The sequence below is a fragment of the Litorimonas haliclonae genome (assembly GCF_965138505.1).
Lineage (GTDB): Bacteria > Pseudomonadota > Alphaproteobacteria > Caulobacterales > Maricaulaceae > Litorimonas > Litorimonas haliclonae.
This window is the reverse complement of sequence record NZ_CBCSCO010000002.1, coordinates 172,485-192,160: the sequence shown is the minus strand read 5'-3', so window position 1 is coordinate 192,160 and position 19,676 is coordinate 172,485. Positions and strand designations below refer to the sequence as shown.

The following is a 19,676-nucleotide window of genomic DNA, read 5'->3' as shown; positions in this document are numbered from 1 at the left end:
CGATCATTCCACTGTGACTGATTTCGCAAGGTTGCGAGGTTGGTCGACGTCCGTCCCGAGATGAACCGCTGTATGATAGGCAATCAATTGAATCACTATCGTCGTGATGATCGGAGCCGTGAAAGGATCACAATCTGGCAAGGTAATTATCTGCTCTGCGATATCCCCTACAATTTCGGCCCCTTTTTTATCCGCAACTAAGAAAACCTTGGCTCCACGAGAGGCCACTTCTTGAAGATTTGAGACGGTTTTTTCTAAAAGAGGGTCTTGTCCCGCCAACACGATTACAGGGGTTCCCGGCTCGATTAAGGCAATAGGTCCATGTTTCAGCTCTCCGGCAGCATAACCCTCGGCATGAATGTAAGAAATCTCTTTAAGTTTTAGAGCCGCTTCTAATGCAATGGGGTAATTCATATCTCTGCCAAGATAAAATAGAGATTTGGCATGGGATAATCCCAAGCACATCTTATCAATCTCGCCATCCAATTGCAGCGTTTCTCCGACTATGTCCGGAACTTCCGTCAGCGCTTTTACTAACTTCGCCAAGTGTTCCTTATCGAGAAACTTCTTTTGCTCACTCATATTCAAGGCAAAAGCTGCTAAAGCGGTTAGCTGGGACGTAAATGCTTTCGTCGAGGCCACACCGATTTCCGGCCCGGCATTGATTGGTAAGTAAATATCTGCTTCACGCGCCATTGTGGATGTTGTAACATTGACTAGAGCTAGAGTTTCGACACCCTTGCCTTTGGCATGCCGAAGGGCTGCCAGAGTATCGGCCGTCTCCCCGGATTGAGAGATCGCGATAAAAAGACCTTCTTCTTCAAGTACCGGTTTACGGTACCGAAATTCTGACGCGATATCGATTTCCACGGGAATACCCGCTACTTGTTCAAACCAATATTTTGCTACGGCGCCGGCATAAAAAGCCGTTCCGCAGGCTACGATGTATATTCGTTTATACTTTGAGAATTCTACCTTTCCGAAGCCTTTAGAAGGGTTTCCGAATTCGTCGAGAAACGTAGCGAGGGTTTGGCCTATAGTAATTGGCTGCTCAAAAATTTCCTTAAGCATGAAGTGACGGTAGTTCCCTTTGGTCGCCTGTATAAAATTATCCTGCAAATGCGTAATTGGGCGGGAAACTTCTTGGTCTTTTTCGTCGAATATTTTGTACCCATCAGGTGTGAGAACAGCCCAGTCGCCTTCTTCCAGATATACCAGTTTTTGCGTCAGTTGCTCTAAGGCAATAGCATCAGAGCCTATAAACATTTCTCCTTCGCCGATACCAATTGCCAATGGCGACCCGGCGCGAGCACAAAAAAGCTGATTTTCATTTCCGTCAATTATTAGACCTAGAGCATATGCGCCGCGGAATTTCTTTAAAGAGCGTCCAAATGCTTCGACCGGAGACATTCCTTGTTCCAGATTTTCATTTACTAAATGCGCGACGATTTCGGTGTCCGTTTCAGACTCAATGATCGGTTTGCCGCTCAGACCATCACGAATCTCTGCATAATTTTCAATGATGCCGTTGTGAACGACACAAACGCGACCTGCTATATGGGGATGAGCATTTGTCTCGTTAGGCATTCCGTGTGTCGCCCATCTTGTATGGGCGATACCACAGGCACCTTCGACCTGGTTATTCTCAAGCACATCTTCAAGCTTTTTGATTTTGCCTTCAGCCCGAACCCGCTTTAGGTCACCTTGATCCAATAGGGCGATGCCAGAGCTGTCATAACCTCTGTATTCCAACCTTTTCAGGCCTTCTACAAGGCGGGCAGAAACCTCAGTTTTTCCGACAATCCCTAAAATACCGCACATAGTTCAAACTCTTAATCTTCGTTGGCTAACTAGAAAGTTCATGGCCTTGCCAACATGTAACCGTTCCAGCTCAGACCCGTAATGTATTTTCTTATATCGTGGCAAGACTTTGTTCGATTAGTGTTCATTTCAGCATCACTTGGCTATCTGATAAAGTCTCGCCCCTCTAAACAAATGTATAGCAATAAAAAGTGAAATCTTGATGGTATCAGGCGTCGTTAAATTGTCTAAACCCGGACATAAGTCAAAGGAAGGATACGGAAACAGGGTAAATCTAGTGAAAACATTCAGTTTGGGGACATTTTATGACGGACAAGCCCGCTCTGCGGTTTCAGCGCACGAATTTTGTTGTGGCAGATTTGGAAAAATCTCTCACTTTCTACAGAGATGTACTTGGCTTTGAGTTAGCCTTCTCCAAGCCCAGTGAATCTGACAGCTATTCCTATGATGTGTTCGAGCTTCCGAAAAAGCAGATGCAGTTTGCGGTTCTCAGCGCCCCGGGCCAGCCCCGAATAATGGCGCTCACTGAAATTGAAGGTGGTCTTGGGTATCAGGAGAAAGAACGGCGTAGTGCCATAGTATTGGAGACGCCTGAAATCGACCGCATCGTCACAGAATCCAAAGCTCTTGGCCTTAAAGTTTATCATGAAGACAAGCTCGTCACCAAAGACGGCCGCGAAGGCAGAGAAGTGGGAATTGCTGACTTTGACGGAAACCTAGTTGTTCTCTACCTGATTACCAAGGCTGCCCCATGAGCGAAACGCCCATCGCTGACGTGCCGCCAAGCGGCTCCATTGACGTGGATAAAGCGCCGCCTGCTTCTTACCCCAAACCGAGCTATAGCTGGGCGTTAATTGCTTTTCTAACGCTCGCTTACGTCTCTTCTTTCATCGATCGTTATATTCTGGGCCTTTTGGTCGACCCAATAAAGGAGACAACAGGCGCCTCTGATACGACTATGGGTTTCCTGTTTTCCGCGTTCAATTTAACCTATGCCGTTATCGCCCTTCCTATTGGGCTTTTGATAGATAGGCGCTCACGAACAAAAATTGTGGCCATCGGCATTTTTCTTTGGTCGCTTGCAACCGTTTGGACGGGGCTCGCAAAGAATCTTGTTCAGCTTTTTGTAGCGCGGATGTCCGTAGGGGTCGGCGAAGCCGTACTAAGCCCTGCCGCATTTTCCATGATAGGAGATAGTTTTCCCAAAGAAAAACGCGGCTTGCCCATCGCCGTCTATTCCATGGCCCTCGTTTTTGGCTCAGCTCTGGCAAACCTTATCGCCTCGGTCATTTTGCCATGGGCGAGAGATTTCGGACAAATTACAATGCCTCTTTTCGGAGATTTAGAGACATGGCAGTTCATTTTTATTATTGTTGGCTTGCCGGGCTTTCTTCTCGCCCTCGTTTTTCTAGTCTTTAAAGAACCCGCACGGATTGAAAGTTCTCCTCGCGAAGGTGCCAAATTTACGGATGCTTTTGTCTTTGTTAAAAACAAAGCGGCCGTCTTTATCACGTTCGTCAGCATCTTTATGTGCATGGTTGCAATTGCCTATGGCGGCGGGTTTAACGCCCCTCTTTTTTCGCGTGTCTGGGGCTGGGACCCAGCAATATATGCCCGTTATAACGGTCTTTCTCTGCTTTTCATTTCACCTGTCGTTTATTTGGTTTTTGGCTGGCTCTCTGACAAAGGTATGATGAAAGGGATCAAAGACACACCATTGCGTATTGCGATTGCTGGATTGTTCGTCATGATTCCGGCGGCAATCGCCTTTCCTTTAATGTCTAATGTCTGGGCCGCCTTCGCTTTAAACATTCTGAGCAATATCGGAGTGGGTATGATTTCGGTGACGGGGGTAAACGCGCTTTTGAACATTGTGCCGGGCGACATTCGTGGATTTGTGGTCTCGCTTTATTATTTTTGCATCAGTTTCATTGGCGGGTCTTTGTCTCCCCCTATGATCGGCTGGATAAATGATACATTTTATAATGGGGCCGGCCTGCAATATGCGATGGCGATTTACCCCATTGTCTTTGGCCTCCCGGTCATATTGCTCTCCCCCTGGACGTTAAAACTCTACCGCCGGGAACTTGCGGAAAGATTAGCAGCCGGAGAGGACTAGCCATGATAAATCGTCAATGGACCGTTGCAGAACACCCAGAGAATGAGCTTCACGCCTCACATTTCGGATATAAAGAAATTGAGTTGGATAGCCCAAAAGACGGGGAAGTGCTATTAAAGACGCACTACCTAAATCTCGCCCCTGTCATGCGAATGTATATGATGAAGGACGGAGGCGGGCGCTCCCCTGAACAACCCCTTAACATAGGGGACGTCATTCATGGGCGAGGGGTTGCAGAAATTATTGAGTCTCGACACCCAGACTATCAAACTGGTGACTTTGTTCACGGCCAGATAGGATGGCAAACCCACAAAGTCTCAACCCTGAATTCGGCTGAGAAGTTTGTAAAAATGGCTCCCCGGGGCGTTCCGGCATATTACGGACTTTCGGCTTTGGGGATGACCGGGTACTCGGCCTATTGCGGCTTTATTTCGCGCGGGGAGCCCAAAGCGGGGGAAGCTGTCCTCGTCTCCGGTGCGGCAGGCGGGGTCGGCTCTCTAGTAGTTCAAATGGCAAAGGCTTTAGGTTGCTCCCCTGTGATCGGTATTGCCGGGGGGCCCGAGAAGTGCGCGCTCGTCACCTCCCTCGGGGCTGACGATGTAATTGATTATAAATCCGAAGATGTTGCCTCGCGACTATCGGGGCTTTTCCCGAATGGCCTTGATATTTATTTCGACAATGTCGGCGGGGAAATTCTTGACGCTAGTCTCACTAACCTCGCTAAGGGCGCGCGAGTCGTCATGTGCGGCGCTATATCAGAATATACGCGTAAAACCCCTTTCGCCTTAAAAAATCACGGCCTCCTACGCAGAGAAAATGCCGATATGCGAGGGTTTTTCGTATATAATCACGCCCATGAGTTTGACCAAGCCGAAGAGGCTATTGCTGACTGGATTAAATCGGGCCAGTTACGGGCCTTAGTGGATATAGAGGACGGGTTTGAACATATGCCGGCCGCGCTTATGGGGCTTTATAGCGGAAAAAATAAAGGTAAACGGCTCGTCCGCGTAACCCCCGGCGAAGATTTAATTTATTAGCGACTAATTTCGGCGCTCGCCCATAAAAAAGCCGCCCTTAGAGACGGCTTTGCTCATGATTTGATTGCGGCTTACTACCGGTATTGCTGAACCCGCGTTGTTCGAAGTCCGGCAATGCCGTGACTCTCGATAGATCTTTGCCAAGCCATAAATTCTTCGCTGGAAAGGCCGTAACGTTCACAGGCGCCGTCCAAGGTCAGAAGTCCCCCGCGCACGGCGGCAACGACTTCGGCTTTCCGGCGGATAACCCAACGCACCGTATCCGGTTTCGGCAAATCTGCCATGGTTAGCGGCGTCCCCTCGGGCCCGATAACAACATTCTCTCTTTTCACACGACGGTCAGTCATTGGCTGCCTTTTTTGTTTTTCTCTGCAAATATCTATAGAAAACGGAGGTTAAAAAGAGTTTAAACGAACGTCAAAAAAGTGAACAATATCAGATGTTTACGAAGGTTAACGGAATCACGATTACGGTTAAGAAAGGTTTACGGAATTTCCAACGTGTTGATTCATAAAGGAGATTCACGCCCCCTCGCCTGTGACTCTGTATCGACTTGGAACGATTCCGCGCCTATAGGGGCGTCGAAAAATTTGCGAATTAACCTAAACTTTTAAAGCGGAGCGAGACAAATCTCTCAAGAGACCCGACATAAAGCGCAGACAAAACCCGATCCCGGTGTAAATTCACTGGGATTTGCCAAGCCCGAGTCCGAGACTCGCGTCGTCGTCGCTATGAGCGGCGGGGTGGACAGTTCGGTCTGCGCGGCCATGCTTGCCCGTGAAGGCTATGAGGTGATCGGAGTTACTCTCCAGCTCTATGACCACGGAGCGGCCATTCAAAAAGCCAAAGCGTGCTGCGCGGGTCAGGATATTTATGACGCGCAGCGCGTGGCTGAGATGATGGGCTTTCCGCATTACGTTCTCGATTACGAAAGCAATTTCAAAGAAAGCGTGATTGAGGACTTTGCCGACACTTATTTGCAAGGCTCAACGCCCATCCCTTGCGTACGCTGTAACCAGACCGTGAAGTTTCGCGATCTGTTGCAGGTGGCCAAAGATTTGAACGCCGACTGCATGGCAACGGGACATTATATACGCCGAATTGAAGGTCCGGACGGACCAGAGCTTCACCGCGCCTTTGATGGCGGAAAAGATCAGAGTTATTTCCTGTTCGCGACAACGCGTGAACAACTGGACTTTCTGCGTTTTCCGTTAGGACATCTGGATAAAAGCGAAACGCGTCGTCTCGCGGCAGAAATGGGCCTGAATGTGGCGTCCAAGCCCGATAGTCAGGACATTTGTTTTGTCCCGACAGGAAAATACACAGATGTTATCGAAAAGCTCCGCCCTCACGCGGCGACGCCGGGCGATATTGTACATATGGACGGCCGAGTGCTGGGACAGCATCGCGGCGTCATGTATTACACAATCGGGCAGCGGCGTGGTCTAGGCTTGGGCGATGATACGGGAACAGACCCTCTCTTCGTTATTCGCATCGACGCCGACAAAGGCGAAGTCATTGTCGGCCCGAGAAAAGAGCTGGAAAGATCAAAGCTCTGGCTGACCGATATCAACTGGATTGGCAAAGGCGAATTTGGGCCGGAACTGGACGGCCTGCCAATTAAAGTCAAAGTCAGATCGACCCGCCCCCCGACGCCTGCGCATCTTCGATTGTCGAACGACTGCATTATAGTCGAATTGGACGAGCCGGATATGGGGTTGTCCCCTGGCCAAGCCTGCGTTTTTTATGCTTATGACGCCGCCGCGGCGCGCACTTTGGGCGGCGGGTGGATAACTCGCACAGAATAGTCTAGGGTGTTTGGTGTTGAAGGGATTAACACCAACCAGGAGTCACTCCATGGCTATTATGAAATCCGTCGAAATAATGAGCGAAAGCCCAAAGTCTTTCGAAGACGCTATCCAGATCGCCGTCACGCGGACGGCGAAAACGGTCAGCAATATCAAATCCGCCTATGTTCGAGATCAAACGACGACGATCAAGGACAACAAAATTGATTTATACCGCGTCACACTCAAGATAACTTTTGAAGTCGGGGATTAATAGACTAATTGGACGGGCGTTTAATCGCCCGTCTTATTGTTACTCACCCGTTGGAAAATTTTCACCTCCTTGAAATTTTTCAAGACCCCGCTATCTTTATAATGATAGATTATAACACTGGAGCGGATCATGATTTCGGGACTTTCAGACACGGCAGCTATTCTTATCGTGGTCGCCCTCATCGCGATATTTATTGCTCTCTGGACATTTAGTAGCCGCCAAAAGCGTAAATATGATGAAGCGCAACGGGCGCGAAAGCGCGAAATCCAAGCGCTCAAAGCCAAAGCCGCCAAAAAGAATACCCCCTCTTAGGGAACCTGTTTAAGACAACGCAAAAAGATACCTGTCTGGCCGACTTATAAAACGGTCAAACATTCTAACCCTATTTGAAAATTTGAGAGATATTTTATGAGTCAGTCCGATCCCGTCGTTATTGTTGGAATAGCCCGCACGCCTATGGGCGCTTTTCAAGGGGCGTTTTCTAATGTGGATGCGCCCACGCTCGGCGCAACAGCCATTGCCGCCGCCATGAAAGAGGCAGGCGTGGATGCCAGCAATGTCGAGCAGACGATAATGGGCTGCGTACTCCCCGCTGGTCAGGGCCAAGCCCCGGCCCGTCAAGCCGCTATAAAAGCCGGGCTTGGCGAGCATTGCGAGGCGACGACCGTCAACAAGATGTGCGGCTCCGGCATGCAGGCGGCCATCATGGCGCATGACGCTATCAAAGCAGGCTCTGTGGATGTGGCCGTCGCTGGCGGTATGGAAAATATGACCAATGCGCCTTACCTCCTTCCGAAAGCGCGCGGCGGTATGCGTATGGGTGACCAAAAAGTCGTCGACTCAATGATGTTTGACGGCCTGACCGACGCTTATAAAGGCGGCGCCATGGGCGTCTTCGCCGACATGATCGCGAAGGAATATCAATTCACCCGTGAGCAACAAGATGCTTACGCCATCGAATCTGTCAGCCGCGCACAAAAAGCGCAGGAAAGCGGACGTTTTGATCGTGAAATCGCGTCCGTAACGGTAAAGGGCCGCAAAGGCGATACAGTTGTGGACGCCGATGAAGGACCTAAAAATGCGCGTCCGGAGAAAATCCCAAGCCTGCGCCCTGTCTTTACCGAAGACGGCACCGTCACAGCCGCTAATGCCAGTTCAATCAATGACGGCGCGGCGGCGATGGTCTTGATGCGTAAATCACAAGCCGAAGAAGGCGGGCATAAAGTTCTTGCCGAAATCGTCAGCCACGCAGCCCACGCACACAAGCCTGATTACTTCACGACGGCCCCCGTCCATGCCATGAAAAAGGCGCTCGATAAGGCGGGTTGGAAAGCCGAAGATGTCGACCTTTGGGAAATCAACGAAGCGTTTGCCGTGGTCCCAATGATCGCCATGCAAGAATTCGGACTCGACCATGAAAAGGTCAATGTAAATGGCGGCGGCTGCGTTCTGGGTCACCCGATTGGCGCGTCAGGCGCGCGCATCATGGCCACTTTGATTGCCGAGATGGAAAAACGCGACTCAAAGACCGGTGTAGCGTCACTTTGTATTGGCGGCGGAGAAGCCACTGCGGTCTGCCTCAAGCGCGATTAAATCCTCCGGACGGCTTGTTGTTATTAAATGAGCAAGCCCTTTTTTCGTTTTGAGATAACCGTTAGCCCAAAGCCCGCTCAAATAACGCCAGTTTTCGCGCCCACGCTTTATCTGCTTTTGCCTCATCATAAACGGCAGAGTCAGGCGGGCACCATCCATGTTGGGTGCCTTCATAAACCTCTATCTCAGCGGGGAGACCTGCCTCTGCGAAAGATTTTCTCAACGTCTCCTTCGCCTCGGGGTCGCGTTCATCATCATTCTCGGCAATCGCAATAAGGTATTCCGCATTCATTTTCGGAATAAGCAAATGAGGACTGTCTTCTGCGTCCGTGGCCAGTCCGCCTCCATGGAAAGAAGCCCCAGCGCCAATCCGGTTTGGCAGTTCAGCCGCCGAAATCATCGTCATCGGGCCGCCCATGCAATATCCGGTCGTCCCGATTTTCTTAGCCGTATCGACCGCGGCATGCGCGTCAAGCCAGCCGACGAAAGCGCGGGCGTCGATACGGTTCGTATCCTGAGTCAGCGCCCGGGCATAAGGCCGGATTTCTTCACGCACAGCCGGGTCGCTAAAGTTTTGTCCAACCTCAACCAGCGGCGCTTGGACTTCGCGGTAATACGGGTTCACAACCAAAGCCGCATAGCCGTCGCCGGCCAAACGTTTTGCCATCATTTTAAAGGCAGGACGAAGGCCGACAATGTCCGGCCAGATAAGAACGGCCGCGCTGGCTTTACCTTCGGGATAGGCAAAATAAGCATCCGCAACGCCGTCCGGGGTTTCAATCATCACCTCTTCTTCGGCAATGCCTTCCGCCGCCTCACCCGGCGCGCAGCCCGCAAAAGCGATGGAAATAGCCGCCCCGCCTGCCAAGAGGCTAAAATCGCGGCGGGTTATATGTTTTTCGTAAAAGCCCTGATTTTCAATTTCGGTAATTTCATCGCACATATTATCGTCCTCATTGTCTAAGCCCTCTCGAAAGCTAGGCTAAGTTAGGACGCGGCGCAATCAAAACACAAATCCGGCTTAGTGCCCCCCGCCGAAGACGCCCGTTTTGACGTCATAATTTGTCGCAACTTGGTATTCCGGATCATCATCAGAATCTATCATCAGCTGTCCAGCCTTGTTCAAAAGCGCATGGCAATCCCGAGTAAGGTGACGCAAGCGCAGCGTTTTTCCTGCTGCTTCATATTTACTGGCCAAGTTTTCAATTGCCTGCAGAGCTGATTGATCGACAACGCGGGATTTCTCAAAATCTACAATCACCAATTCGGGGTCTTCCGTCGGTTTAAACAACTCACTGAAGCCTTCGACAGAGCCAAAAAACAACGGCCCGACGATCTTATACACCTTTTGGTCATTGGTTTCTTCGATATCGGCGTCAATGCGTCGGGCATTATTCCAAGCATAGGTCAGAGCCGAGATAATGACGCCGACAACTACAGCGACAGCCAAGTCATGCCAAACCGTGACGAGGGTCACTGTTACGATAACCAAGGCATCCATAATTGGAATGCGGCGCATAATGGTCAGAGATTGCCAAGCAAAGGTGCCTATCACGACCATGAACATCACGCCAACCAAAGCCGCGAGAGGAATTTGTTCAATGACGGGAGACCCAAACAAGATAAACGCCAAGAGGAAAAGCGCGGCTGCGATACCGGAAAGACGCGTTCGCGCGCCCGACTTTATATTTATCATAGACTGACCGATCATGGCGCACCCGCCCATACCGCCGAAAAATCCTGTTACAGTATTGGCAACGCCTTGCGCCAAACATTCCTGAGAGGCGCCGCCTCGTTCTTCTTTTATTTCGCCGACGAGGTTCAACGTCAGGAGACTTTCAATCAGCCCAATTGCCGCCAGAACGAGCGCATAAGGAAATATAATCTCAAGGGTTTCAAGTGTGAGCGGCACTTGAGGAATATGAAGCGGCGGCAAACCGCCTTTAATTGTGCTCAAATCTCCAACATTTGGGACAGGGATGTTGAGTGCGATGACCAGTATAGACACAATACCAATACCGGCCAAAGGCGCCGGAATGATTTTAGTAACTTTTGGTGTAGCCCAAATCAGAGCCATAGTCAGCGCCACTAGGCCCAACATCAGCCAAAGCGTTATGCCCGACATCCAGGTTCCGTGAAGCATGTTAAACGGTCCATGATGCTCGCCGGCCGGCGCAGGCGCGGTTTGAAACTGCGTCATCTGAGCCAGGAAAATAACAATAGCGAGCCCGTTCACAAATCCAAGCATAACCGGATGAGGCACAAGGCGAATAAACTTTCCGAGCTTAAATACGCCCGCTCCGATTTGTAAAATGCCCATCAAAACTACTGTGGCAAAAAGATATTCGACGCCATGCTGGGCGACGAGCGCGACCATGACAACCGCCAAAGCCCCTGTGGCCCCGGAAATCATACCGGGACGACCGCCTATACAGGCCGTAATCAATCCAACAATAAAAGCGGCATAGAGGCCGACCAAAGGCTCGACGCCTGCAACGAAAGCAAAAGCCACAGCCTCGGGGACCAAGGCCAAAGCAACGGTTAGACCCGCCAAGACCTCAACTTTAATGCGGTTGGGCGTGAATGTCAGCGGACCTGACCGGCGGCGGGCCGGAATGGTGATTTTGTCGGCAAATGCTGAAAGGCTGGATCGTATCATCAGATATCTCGGAACAACTGTCTTGAGTAAGTCGCGCGGCGGTTAGCCTGATTAAACCTGACAAGCAAGGATTAGGGGCTAAAATACGCAGAGATTTCGCGGGCCAATGCAATTTGATGTTTTTATACCGCCTTTGAAGGCCTATGGTTTTACAAATTTATAAAAGGATATTTTATGCGCTATTCCCTTCTTCTCATGTCCAGCCTGGCTGTTTTAGCTGTTACGGCCTGCTCAGAACCGTCTGAGCCAGACCCGGTTGAAAACACGGAGGCCACGTCAAGCTCTGAGCCTGCTTCTGCGACGCCCGATCAGTCTGAAGCGGGAGAAAATGTTTTATTGGCGGAATGGGACGGCCCTTATGGCGGCGTACCACCTTTTGATGAGATGGATCTACAAGACCTCAAACCCGCGCTGGAAGCGGCCATGGCAGAAAATCTCGAAGAAATAGACGCTATTACTGAAAATCCGGACGCGCCGACATTTGAAAACACTATCGTTGCTTTAGAGCGCACTGGCGAGAAGTGGGACCGCGTATCTGTCATGCGCGGTATTTGGGCGTCTAATATCTCAAGCCCGGAGTTCAGAGAAATACAGACAGAAATGTCGCCGAAAATTTCAGCCTTTCGGTCTAAAATCACCCAAAACCAAGCGCTATTCGATCGCATTAAGACGGTTTATGAAAGCGAAGAGGCTGAGAGCTTGCGGGACGATCAAAAACGGGTTCTGAATTTGACATATGACCGCTTTGCTCGAAACGGCGCGACGCTGAGCGAAGAAAAGAAAGCTCGCTACGCAGAGATTAATCAGGAATTGGCGACGCTATATACCAAGTTCTCCAATAACGTTTTGGCGGACGAAGAAAATTACGTTCTCTATCTCACGGAAGATCAATTGGGTGGACTGCCGCAATCTTACATCGATGCGGCGGCGGGCGCGGCGACGGAGCGAGGGGAGGACGGAAAGTTTGCCGTTACCAATACGCGCTCTTCCATGTCGCCCTTCCTCACCTATTCCACAGAGCGTGATCTGCGCGAAAAAGTCTGGCGGACTTATTACAGCCGCGGAGACAATGCAGACGAATTCGATAATAACGCTATTATCGCCGACATTTTACAGCTTCGTGATGAACGGGTGGAGTTGCTGGGATATGATAATTACGCTCAGTGGCGTCTTGAAAACCGGATGGCCAAAACACCGGAACGTGCCATTGAACTGATGGAGGCTGTCTGGCCGTCTGCCATTGCGCGCGCCGAAGAGGAAGTTGCGGACATGCAGGCCCTCGCAGCGTCAGAAGGCGCGGATATCACAATCGAGCCTTGGGATTATCGTTTCTATGCTGAGAAAGTCCGTAAGGATAAATATGATCTCGATTCCGACGAGGTGAAACAATATCTTCAGCTTGATAAGCTCCGTGAAGGCATGTTTTATGTGGCCGGCGAGTTATTTAATTATGACTTTAAGCGGGTTCCCTCCGGGATGGTTCCTGTTTTTCATCCGGACGTAAAAGTCTGGAACGTCACAGATAGAACAACAGGCGATCATGTCGGTCTTTGGTATCTGGACCCGTTTGCCCGTACTGGAAAGCGCTCCGGCGCCTGGGCCACAACATATCGGAGCCATACGACCTTTGATGGCCCAACGACTGTTCTAGCCTCAAACAATTCCAATTTCGTCAAAGGGGCGGCAGGAAAGCCTGTTCTTGTCTCTTGGGATGATGCCACAACCTTCTTCCACGAATTCGGTCATGCCTTGCACGGCCTATCTTCAAATGTGGCTTACCCGACTTTAAACGGCGGCGTTCGGGATTACACCGAATTTCAATCACAACTCTTAGAGCGTTGGATATCGACAGATGAGGTCGTCAATAACTACCTCGTCCATCACGAAACCGGCGAGCCTATGCCTGCTGAACTTCGCCAAAAGATCAAAGATGCGGCGACCTTTAATCAAGGGTTTGCAACAACGGAATATCTCGCCTCTGCTTTGGTAGATATGCGCTACCACACAACCGATCCTGAAGGCATTGACCCAGACGCATTCGAGAAGAAAACCCTAGACGATCTAGGCATGCCGTCGGAAATTGTCATGCGCCACCGCTCTCCGCATTTCGGCCACGTCTTCTCCGGAGAAGGCTATTCCGCCGGATATTACGGTTATATGTGGGCCGATGTTCTAACCTCTGACGCTGCAGAAGCTTTCAAGGAGAGCCCGGGCGGATTTTATGATGAAGCCATTGCAGAAAAGCTGGTTGAACATCTCTTTGCGCCTCGCAATTCGGTTGACCCAGCAGAAGCCTACCGCGCTTTCCGAGGACGGGACGCCGAAATCGACGCCCTCATGCGGGATCGCGGCTTCACCGAAGAATAGGCCGCGCTTCAACTACAAATTATGCAGATAAAAAACCCCGCCTCAGAGCGGGGTTTTTACTATTCTGAATGTGTTTGCTTAGAGGCTAATGCTCTACATTGCGCCAGACGCGCTTATAGGTCAGCCACAACAGCAAAGAGAGAATGACAAGATAAATCATCGTCATCGCGCCCGTAGACTTACGCTGTTCCATTTTCGGGTCAGACGACCAAGCGAGAAACTCTGTGACGTCAGCCGCCATTTGCTCAACTGTGGCTTCGGGGGCCGGAGTTTCAACAGTATTGCCTTCTTCGTCTTCAGTAACGATTGGCGCGTACTCAATCAGCCCATCGCTAAGAGGGTTGGCCATAGCAATTTTGCCACCATCCATCACTGGATTGTAATGCAGACCCGCTGTCAGTTCGACATCAGCTGGCTTTGGCGTGTCATACGCCGTCAGCAGGTTATAAACATAGTCTGCGCCGCCGTTACGGGCTGCAACCATGACAGATAGATCCGGCGGTAGCGCTCCGCCATTGGACGCCCGCGCAGCCGCATCATTAGTAAAAAACCAAGGGAATTTATCTGATGTTGTTCCAGGGCGTTCTGTGACATCCCCTGTTTCAGGGTCAATATCTTCGATTAGCCAATCCGCCGCAAAATTCTTCACATAAGGATTGTCATTCGGGTTTGGGTAATCCTCAAGATAAAACGGGCCGCCTTTATCGCCCAAATGACGGAATGACAGATGCTTCAGTTGGTGACAACTCGAGCAGACTTCCCGGTAAACCTGATAGCCCCGCTGCATTGCTTCGCGGTCATAAGTGCCGAATGGGCCATTAAAGTGCCAATGCTTGTGCACCATCTTATAGTCGCCAGTACCGCCACCAGCGGCAAAAGCTGCGCCCGTCGCTATGACGGCTAAAGCGCCGCCGGCAACAAGAAAGGATTTTAGAAGTTTGGAAGCCATGTTCTAGCCCGTATATTTTCTGTCTTTAAGGGTCCGCGCGGCAATCCGCGCGGGGTGTATTTCACGTTTCGAGGTTATTCTGCCGCTGCCGTTGAACCGCCGCGAGGCTGATCCCCTAGAACAGCTTTCGTAATAGAGTCCGGTCTGGCCAGAGGTTTTTCAACCAAGCCTAATACAGGCAGGATAATCAAGAAGTAAGCGAAGTAGTAAATCGTCGCAATCTGGGAAAGGCGGTAGAAAGTAATGCCTGTGTCACCCAAAGGAATTGCGATGTTGTCCGGCGTTCCCGCACCGCACCACCCAAGGATGAAGCAGAAAACGAGGAAGATAAAGAAGAACCATCTCGCAACCGGACGGAAACGAAGAGATTTTACCTTCGACGTATCCAGCCAAGGCAAGACAAACAGCACAACAATCGCGCTGATCATCAAGAGAATTCCGGCCAGCTTATCCGGCACAGCCCGCAAAATCGCGTAGAAGGGTAAGAAATACCATTCCGGAACGATGTGCGGCGGCGTTTTTAGAGCGTCCGCTTCAATATAGTTATCCGCATGCCCCAGAGCGTCCGGCTGATAGAACAAGAAGAAAGCGAAAATCAGTAGGAAAACCGCGACAGCAAAAGCGTCTTTGACCGTATAAAACGGATGGAAAGACAATGTGTCAGATTTAGTTTTTGCGCTCACGCCGATCGGATTGTTTTGTCCAACATGGTGCAGAGCCCAAACATGGAGCCCGACCAGAGCGGCAATTATGAATGGTAAAAGATAATGAAGCGCAAAGAAGCGATTCAGCGTGGCGTTATCCACGGCATATCCGCCCAAGAGCCATTGCTGCAGGCTTTCGCCGACAACCGGCACCGCGCCAAAGAAACCTGTAATCACGGTGGCGCCCCAGAAGGACATCTGTCCCCACGGCAAGGTATAACCGAGGAAGGCCGTCGCCATCATAATGAGATAAATCACACACCCGATAATCCAGAGCAGCTCCCGAGGGGCCTTGTAAGACCCGTAATAGAGTCCCCGGAACATATGCATATAAACGGCCAAAAAGAACATCGAAGCGCCCACGGCGTGCATAGGCTGCAAGAGCCACCCAAACGGTACATCGCGGCGAATACGCTGAACAGACTCAAACGCGCCGTCAACATTCGGCACATAATGCATGGCCAGAATAATCCCAGTGATGATTTGGGTCACGAGGCAAAGCGTAAGAATGCCGCCAAAAGTATACCAATAATTCAAATTCCGCGGAGACGGGAAAGTCATAAAGTCTGCGCCGACGCGAATAATAGGCAGACGACGGTCTATCCATTTCGTCGCACCATATTTCGGTTCGTAAGTAGAAGGATGTCCTGACATATTAACCTACCTTGATCACTGTGTCGGAAACGAATGTATAAGGGGGGATGACCATGTTTGTCGGGGCCGGTCCCTTACGAATACGTCCGGACGTATCATAATGTGAGCCATGACATGGGCAGTACCAGCCGTCAAAGTCTCCGGCTTCGCCGACGGGAACGCAACCAAAATGGGTGCAAACGCCGACCATTACCAGAAAGGCCCGTTCCAAATTACCTTCTGCATTAGGAACAAGGCGTTCCTCATCCGTTTGCGGATCGCGTAGCGCGCTCACATCAACTGATTCTGCTTCGGCAATTTCTTTTTCTGTCCTGTGACGAACAAAAACGGGTTTGCCGCGCCAAAGGGTTTTGAGCTGCTGCCCCACTGCGATCTTGGAAAGATCAATCTCAATGGACCCTGCCGCGAGTGTATCGGCGGCCTTGCCCATTTGGGCAACCAAGGGCCAAGCAATCGAGGCGGCTCCGGCTGCGGCTACGGCGCCTGTCGCGATAAAAATGAAATCGCGCTTATCGCCATCAATGTTTTCGTCTGTTTTCACGGTATCGGACATGGTCTGTCCACTCCTGCGGTCAATTTAATGTATTTGGGCGGGTGTCTAACCTTATATATCTTGTAATGCCACAGATTATTCGCGGCAAGACGCCGCAATTCACAGATTTATTGCAGTTTTATTTCGTGTAAGAGGCTGTTTATGGCCCAAAATCTCTCTGTCACGCTCTTCCAACCGGATATTGCCGCCAATTTAGGTGCGGTGATGAGGCTCTGCGCGGGCTTTGACGTTCCGCTCTCTGTTATAGAGCCCTGCGGCTTCCCCTTGTCAGAAAAAGCCCTTCGCCGCGCCGCAATGGATTACGACCCTCCTGGAGGGCTACAACGCGTCACGAGCTGGGCGGATTTCAAGCCACAAAAACGAATTGTTCTGCTCACCACAAAAGGCGCAACCAAATTGCAGGAATTTCAGTTCGAATCAGAAGACACATTAATATTCGGACGCGAGAGCGCGGGCGTGCCTGATGAGGTGCATGCAAGCGCCGACGCCCGCGTCATCATTCCTATCGCGCCGATCGCCCGCTCGTTCAACCTCGCCACCAGCGTCGCCGTGACGCTTTATGAAGCCTTGCGGCAAACAGCTAGCTTACCGTAAAGGGCTGCCATGACTGATTTTGAGTCCCGAAAAACCCGCGCCGCAGATTGGTTTAAATCCTTACGGAATGAAATCTGCGCGGAGTTTGAAACGCTTGAGCGCGAAGCGCCTTCTGATCTCTACCCCGGAGAGCCCGGTAAATTTGTTTACGAGGATTGGCAGCGCAAAGTTGAAAATGGCGGCGGCGGGACGGGCGGAATGCTTCGGGGCCGATTATTTGAAAAATGCGGCGTCCATATTTCTGTAGTCAAAGGCGAATTTACGCCCGAAATGGCCGCCCGCACTCCGGGCGCAGACAAAGACCCTCGCTTCTGGGCAGCAGGTATTTCGCTCATCGCGCATATGAGAAACCCGCATATCCCGGCCGTTCATATGAACACGAGATATATTGTGACGACACAGGATTGGTTTGGCGGCGGCGGAGACCTTACGCCGACTCAGGCCAAAGACAGGCGCCCCGACGCTCCGGATGCACTCGCCTTTCACGCCGGAATGAAAGCCGCTTGCGACGCGCATGAGGTTGCTGATTACAATCGGTATCGGGATTGGTGCGATGAATACTTCCACCTTCACCACCGTGACGAGCCGCGCGGGACAGGCGGCATATTCTATGATCGCCTTAATAGCGGCAATTTCGAAGCCGACTTTGCTTTCACCCAAGACGTAGGTCGGCATTTCGTCAAAACTTACGCCGCCATAGTTCGCGGCCGTATGAATGAGCCCTGGACCGAGGCAGACCGCGAGGAACAGCTCATTACGAGGGGCCGTTATGTCGAGTTCAACCTGCTCTGGGACCGCGGCACGACATTTGGCTTAAAAACTGGCGGCAATGTAAAGACGATCCTCAGCTCCATGCCGCCTTTGGTGAAGTGGCCATAGCGTCATGAAACACGTCCTCCTTTTCGACCTTGGCGGCGTAATTGTGCCTTGGGTCGGAATCGAGAGCCTGATGGAACGGCAGGGCGTGAGCCGCGAAACTATCGTGGAAACCTTCGCCCAATCCGAAACATTCAACGCCTATGAAGCGGGTCTATGTGATGACCTGACGTTCACCACCGAAATGGTCAAACTGTTCGATATGGACATGCCGCCCGAAGCGTTTGCCGCGCTTTGGAATAGTTGGGTTCATCCTCCTTTTCCAAACACGCTGGAAACGCTCAAAACCCTCAGGCAGAATTACACACTAGCCTGTCTGTCCAATACGAATGCCCTGCATTGGGCGCACTTGCACGAAATGGTTCAACTGGAAGACGTCTTCGACGACTGTTTTGCATCCCATATTATGGGCGTGGCCAAACCCGCACAGCGAAGCTTTCAAATTCCGCTCGAAGAAATGGGCGTTTCGGCAAGCGAAGTTCTCTACTTCGATGACACAATGCTGAACGTCAAAGCCGCGCGCAAGCAAGGGCTCGAGACCTACCATGTTGACCGGCATAAAGGGGTTTTGCCGATCTTGCGGTTTCTCAAAATTATCTGAGCTTAGACGGGCGTCGAAAGCGCAAAAGCTTTCACGACCATCCAGATCGCCATTCCCAACATGGCAAGATTTTCCGAGAGCGAGACAAAGCCAAGCGGGACTTGGCTATCCCCTCCGGCGCAGGCACATTTCAGTTCCCGTTTGTCGATGTAAACCGCCTTGAAAACCGACCAAGCGCCGACCGTTCCTATGAAAAAGGCAAAAGGCGCGGCGATTAGACCGAATATGCCACCCGCGAGCATCAAAATACCGGCACCGGCCTCCGCGAAGGGATAGAAAAAAGCGTAAGGCATGTATTTTCGTGACAAAACATCATAACCTAAAAACATTGTTGAAAAGCTCTGTAGGTCCTGAAGCTTCTGTATCGCTAGAACGCACATACTAATGGCTACGAAAAACTCGACTAGTCGGACTGGGGAAACAGGACGACCATTTCCGATATAAAGCGCGACCGCCATCAGAGCGGCGACCGAAAAAATTGCTAATATTGGACGAAAACTTGTTTCTTGGTCTTCGCGGACATGCAGACCGAAATGGCGACGTAAATCTGTATAGCCTCCAATCCGCTCCCCTTCGATGAAAGTTTGAGGGGTCGTCTCAACGCCTTCTTTCTTTTTATAGGCATCCGTCTCTTCTCGGGTTGTTAGGTGATGATCCTCTATTTCAAACCCTTTTCGGCGCAATAGGTCTTTTGATTTTAATCCAAAAGGACAGAGGTGAACTGGCTCGGTCATTCGGTAAAGAACAGCTTTCTTAGTCATGCCTAATTCCTCCTGTTCAGCTTACGCCCGTTCAAATTATCTTTTTGAAAGAAGATCAACCAGCTCGGCGACTTTTTCTTCCCGTGCGGAGACGTCCCCGCTCTTAATTGCATCCGTTAGGCAGTGATCAATATGGTCTTTGAGAAGTTCGCCCTCCACTCTCTGAATGGCTGAAATCACCGCTTTGGTTTGGATAAGAATATCGATGCAGTAACGATCCTCATCGATCATTTTCTGCAGACCGCGGACCTGCCCTTCAATTCTGGACAAACGTTTACGACACCCCTGTCGCCTTTCTGATCTTGATTCATGACAATCTTCCATGGT

The 19,676-nt window shown here is 50.8% G+C and carries 20 protein-coding genes; 11 read left to right on the top strand and 9 right to left on the bottom strand.

Annotation, left to right across the window (positions count from 1 at the left end; genetic code table 11):
• Nucleotides 1–3: 3 nt before the first annotated feature.
• Entirely contained in the window at nt 4–1,821 is a 1,818-nt protein-coding gene (gene glmS, locus ACNA05_RS05055) for a glutamine--fructose-6-phosphate transaminase (isomerizing) (RefSeq protein WP_415810315.1), read from the bottom strand.
• A 305-nt stretch (nt 1,822–2,126) separates the two neighbouring features.
• Between glmS and ACNA05_RS05050 the strand changes: the two genes are divergently transcribed.
• The 3 genes from ACNA05_RS05050 to ACNA05_RS05040 are packed head-to-tail and all read left to right on the top strand — an operon-like array spanning nt 2,127 to nt 4,977.
• Nucleotides 2,127–2,576 (top strand): VOC family protein, encoded by a 450-nt coding sequence (locus ACNA05_RS05050; RefSeq protein WP_415810314.1) that lies wholly within the window; start codon nt 2,127–2,129, stop codon nt 2,574–2,576.
• Nucleotides 2,573–3,940: an MFS transporter gene (locus tag ACNA05_RS05045; RefSeq protein ID WP_415810313.1), complete on the top strand. Its 1,368-nt coding sequence runs from the start codon at nt 2,573–2,575 to the stop codon at nt 3,938–3,940. The genes ACNA05_RS05050 and ACNA05_RS05045 overlap by 4 nt, the downstream gene beginning before the upstream one ends.
• A 2-nt stretch (nt 3,941–3,942) precedes the next feature.
• Nucleotides 3,943–4,977 (top strand): NADP-dependent oxidoreductase, encoded by a 1,035-nt coding sequence (locus ACNA05_RS05040; protein ID WP_415810312.1) that lies wholly within the window; start codon nt 3,943–3,945, stop codon nt 4,975–4,977.
• Nucleotides 4,978–5,051: 74 nt separating this feature from the next.
• Here the strand turns inward: ACNA05_RS05040 and sciP are convergent, their stop codons facing one another.
• Nucleotides 5,052–5,324 (bottom strand): CtrA inhibitor SciP, encoded by a 273-nt coding sequence (sciP, locus tag ACNA05_RS05035; protein WP_415810311.1) that lies wholly within the window; start codon nt 5,322–5,324, stop codon nt 5,052–5,054.
• Nucleotides 5,325–5,606: 282 nt separating this feature from the next.
• Here sciP and mnmA point away from each other — a divergent pair, with 282 nt between their 5' ends.
• The 4 genes from mnmA to ACNA05_RS05015 all read left to right on the top strand — a co-directional run bounded on the left by mnmA (nt 5,607) and on the right by ACNA05_RS05015 (nt 8,631).
• Nucleotides 5,607–6,785, top strand: coding sequence for a tRNA 2-thiouridine(34) synthase MnmA (mnmA, locus tag ACNA05_RS05030; protein WP_415810767.1), 1,179 nt, complete (start codon nt 5,607–5,609; stop codon nt 6,783–6,785).
• Between the two features lie 49 nt (nt 6,786–6,834).
• Nucleotides 6,835–7,038, top strand: a complete 204-nt coding sequence (locus tag ACNA05_RS05025; RefSeq protein ID WP_415810310.1) for a dodecin family protein — start codon at nt 6,835–6,837, stop codon at nt 7,036–7,038.
• A gap of 129 nt (nt 7,039–7,167) precedes the next feature.
• Entirely contained in the window at nt 7,168–7,350 is a 183-nt protein-coding gene (locus tag ACNA05_RS05020) for a hypothetical protein (RefSeq protein WP_415810309.1), read from the top strand.
• A gap of 96 nt (nt 7,351–7,446) precedes the next feature.
• Nucleotides 7,447–8,631, top strand: coding sequence for a thiolase family protein (locus ACNA05_RS05015; protein WP_415810308.1), 1,185 nt, complete (start codon nt 7,447–7,449; stop codon nt 8,629–8,631).
• Between the two features lie 61 nt (nt 8,632–8,692).
• Here ACNA05_RS05015 and ACNA05_RS05010 read toward each other — a convergent pair whose 3' ends face one another.
• Both ACNA05_RS05010 and ACNA05_RS05005 read right to left on the bottom strand, forming a co-directional pair.
• Nucleotides 8,693–9,574 (bottom strand): dienelactone hydrolase family protein, encoded by an 882-nt coding sequence (locus ACNA05_RS05010; protein ID WP_415810307.1) that lies wholly within the window; start codon nt 9,572–9,574, stop codon nt 8,693–8,695.
• Nucleotides 9,575–9,652: 78 nt separating this feature from the next.
• Nucleotides 9,653–11,290: a SulP family inorganic anion transporter gene (locus ACNA05_RS05005; RefSeq protein ID WP_415810306.1), complete on the bottom strand. Its 1,638-nt coding sequence runs from the start codon at nt 11,288–11,290 to the stop codon at nt 9,653–9,655.
• 174 nt (nt 11,291–11,464) lie between these two features.
• On the opposite strand from ACNA05_RS05005, the gene ACNA05_RS05000 reads away from it, so the two are divergent.
• Entirely contained in the window at nt 11,465–13,657 is a 2,193-nt protein-coding gene (locus ACNA05_RS05000) for a M3 family metallopeptidase (RefSeq protein ID WP_415810305.1), read from the top strand.
• Between the two features lie 85 nt (nt 13,658–13,742).
• Here the strand turns inward: ACNA05_RS05000 and ACNA05_RS04995 are convergent, their stop codons facing one another.
• From ACNA05_RS04995 to petA, 3 genes are all read right to left on the bottom strand, one after another.
• Nucleotides 13,743–14,606, bottom strand: a complete 864-nt coding sequence (locus ACNA05_RS04995; protein WP_415810304.1) for a cytochrome c1 — start codon at nt 14,604–14,606, stop codon at nt 13,743–13,745.
• A 74-nt stretch (nt 14,607–14,680) separates the two neighbouring features.
• A complete protein-coding gene (locus tag ACNA05_RS04990; protein WP_415810303.1) occupies nt 14,681–15,964 on the bottom strand; it encodes a cytochrome b in 1,284 nt (427 codons plus the stop codon).
• A 1-nt stretch (nt 15,965) separates the two neighbouring features.
• The gene (gene petA / locus ACNA05_RS04985) at nt 15,966–16,517 is read right to left on the bottom strand and encodes a ubiquinol-cytochrome c reductase iron-sulfur subunit (protein WP_415810302.1); all 552 of its coding nucleotides are present in this window, start codon (nt 16,515–16,517) and stop codon (nt 15,966–15,968) included.
• Nucleotides 16,518–16,658: 141 nt separating this feature from the next.
• On the opposite strand from petA, the gene ACNA05_RS04980 reads away from it, so the two are divergent.
• Genes ACNA05_RS04980 through ACNA05_RS04970 form a run of 3 tightly spaced genes read left to right on the top strand, consistent with a single transcriptional unit; the run spans nt 16,659 to nt 18,588 of the window.
• Nucleotides 16,659–17,111, top strand: a complete 453-nt coding sequence (locus ACNA05_RS04980; RefSeq protein WP_415810301.1) for a tRNA (cytidine(34)-2'-O)-methyltransferase — start codon at nt 16,659–16,661, stop codon at nt 17,109–17,111.
• A 9-nt stretch (nt 17,112–17,120) separates the two neighbouring features.
• A complete protein-coding gene (gene hemF, locus ACNA05_RS04975) occupies nt 17,121–17,990 on the top strand; it encodes an oxygen-dependent coproporphyrinogen oxidase (RefSeq protein ID WP_415810300.1) in 870 nt (289 codons plus the stop codon).
• Between the two features lie 4 nt (nt 17,991–17,994).
• Nucleotides 17,995–18,588 (top strand): HAD family hydrolase, encoded by a 594-nt coding sequence (locus ACNA05_RS04970; protein ID WP_415810299.1) that lies wholly within the window; start codon nt 17,995–17,997, stop codon nt 18,586–18,588.
• Nucleotides 18,589–18,590: 2 nt separating this feature from the next.
• Here the strand turns inward: ACNA05_RS04970 and ACNA05_RS04965 are convergent, their stop codons facing one another.
• Together ACNA05_RS04965 and ACNA05_RS04960 are read right to left on the bottom strand one after the other, a co-directional pair.
• Nucleotides 18,591–19,349, bottom strand: a complete 759-nt coding sequence (locus ACNA05_RS04965) for a MauE/DoxX family redox-associated membrane protein (protein ID WP_415810298.1) — start codon at nt 19,347–19,349, stop codon at nt 18,591–18,593.
• A 36-nt stretch (nt 19,350–19,385) separates the two neighbouring features.
• A complete protein-coding gene (locus tag ACNA05_RS04960; protein WP_415810297.1) occupies nt 19,386–19,673 on the bottom strand; it encodes a metal-sensitive transcriptional regulator in 288 nt (95 codons plus the stop codon).
• Nucleotides 19,674–19,676: the final 3 nt, after the last annotated feature.

Excerpts from the sequence above, each read along its gene's own strand:
- glmS (WP_415810315.1), bottom strand. The coding sequence starts at position 1,821 with ATGTGCGGTATTTTAGGGATTGTCGGAAAAACTGAGGTTTCTGCCCGC.
- ACNA05_RS05050 (WP_415810314.1), top strand. The coding sequence starts at position 2,127 with ATGACGGACAAGCCCGCTCTGCGGTTTCAGCGCACGAATTTTGTTGTG.
- ACNA05_RS05045 (WP_415810313.1), top strand. The coding sequence starts at position 2,573 with ATGAGCGAAACGCCCATCGCTGACGTGCCGCCAAGCGGCTCCATTGAC.
- ACNA05_RS05040 (WP_415810312.1), top strand. The coding sequence starts at position 3,943 with ATGATAAATCGTCAATGGACCGTTGCAGAACACCCAGAGAATGAGCTT.
- sciP (WP_415810311.1), bottom strand. The coding sequence starts at position 5,324 with ATGACTGACCGTCGTGTGAAAAGAGAGAATGTTGTTATCGGGCCCGAG.
- ACNA05_RS05025 (WP_415810310.1), top strand. The coding sequence starts at position 6,835 with ATGGCTATTATGAAATCCGTCGAAATAATGAGCGAAAGCCCAAAGTCT.
- ACNA05_RS05020 (WP_415810309.1), top strand. The coding sequence starts at position 7,168 with ATGATTTCGGGACTTTCAGACACGGCAGCTATTCTTATCGTGGTCGCC.
- ACNA05_RS05015 (WP_415810308.1), top strand. The coding sequence starts at position 7,447 with ATGAGTCAGTCCGATCCCGTCGTTATTGTTGGAATAGCCCGCACGCCT.
- ACNA05_RS05010 (WP_415810307.1), bottom strand. The coding sequence starts at position 9,574 with ATGTGCGATGAAATTACCGAAATTGAAAATCAGGGCTTTTACGAAAAA.
- ACNA05_RS05005 (WP_415810306.1), bottom strand. The coding sequence starts at position 11,290 with ATGATACGATCCAGCCTTTCAGCATTTGCCGACAAAATCACCATTCCG.
- ACNA05_RS05000 (WP_415810305.1), top strand. The coding sequence starts at position 11,465 with ATGCGCTATTCCCTTCTTCTCATGTCCAGCCTGGCTGTTTTAGCTGTT.
- ACNA05_RS04995 (WP_415810304.1), bottom strand. The coding sequence starts at position 14,606 with ATGGCTTCCAAACTTCTAAAATCCTTTCTTGTTGCCGGCGGCGCTTTA.
- ACNA05_RS04990 (WP_415810303.1), bottom strand. The coding sequence starts at position 15,964 with ATGTCAGGACATCCTTCTACTTACGAACCGAAATATGGTGCGACGAAA.
- petA (WP_415810302.1), bottom strand. The coding sequence starts at position 16,517 with ATGTCCGATACCGTGAAAACAGACGAAAACATTGATGGCGATAAGCGC.
- ACNA05_RS04980 (WP_415810301.1), top strand. The coding sequence starts at position 16,659 with ATGGCCCAAAATCTCTCTGTCACGCTCTTCCAACCGGATATTGCCGCC.
- hemF (WP_415810300.1), top strand. The coding sequence starts at position 17,121 with ATGACTGATTTTGAGTCCCGAAAAACCCGCGCCGCAGATTGGTTTAAA.
- ACNA05_RS04970 (WP_415810299.1), top strand. The coding sequence starts at position 17,995 with ATGAAACACGTCCTCCTTTTCGACCTTGGCGGCGTAATTGTGCCTTGG.
- ACNA05_RS04965 (WP_415810298.1), bottom strand. The coding sequence starts at position 19,349 with ATGACTAAGAAAGCTGTTCTTTACCGAATGACCGAGCCAGTTCACCTC.
- ACNA05_RS04960 (WP_415810297.1), bottom strand. The coding sequence starts at position 19,673 with ATGGAAGATTGTCATGAATCAAGATCAGAAAGGCGACAGGGGTGTCGT.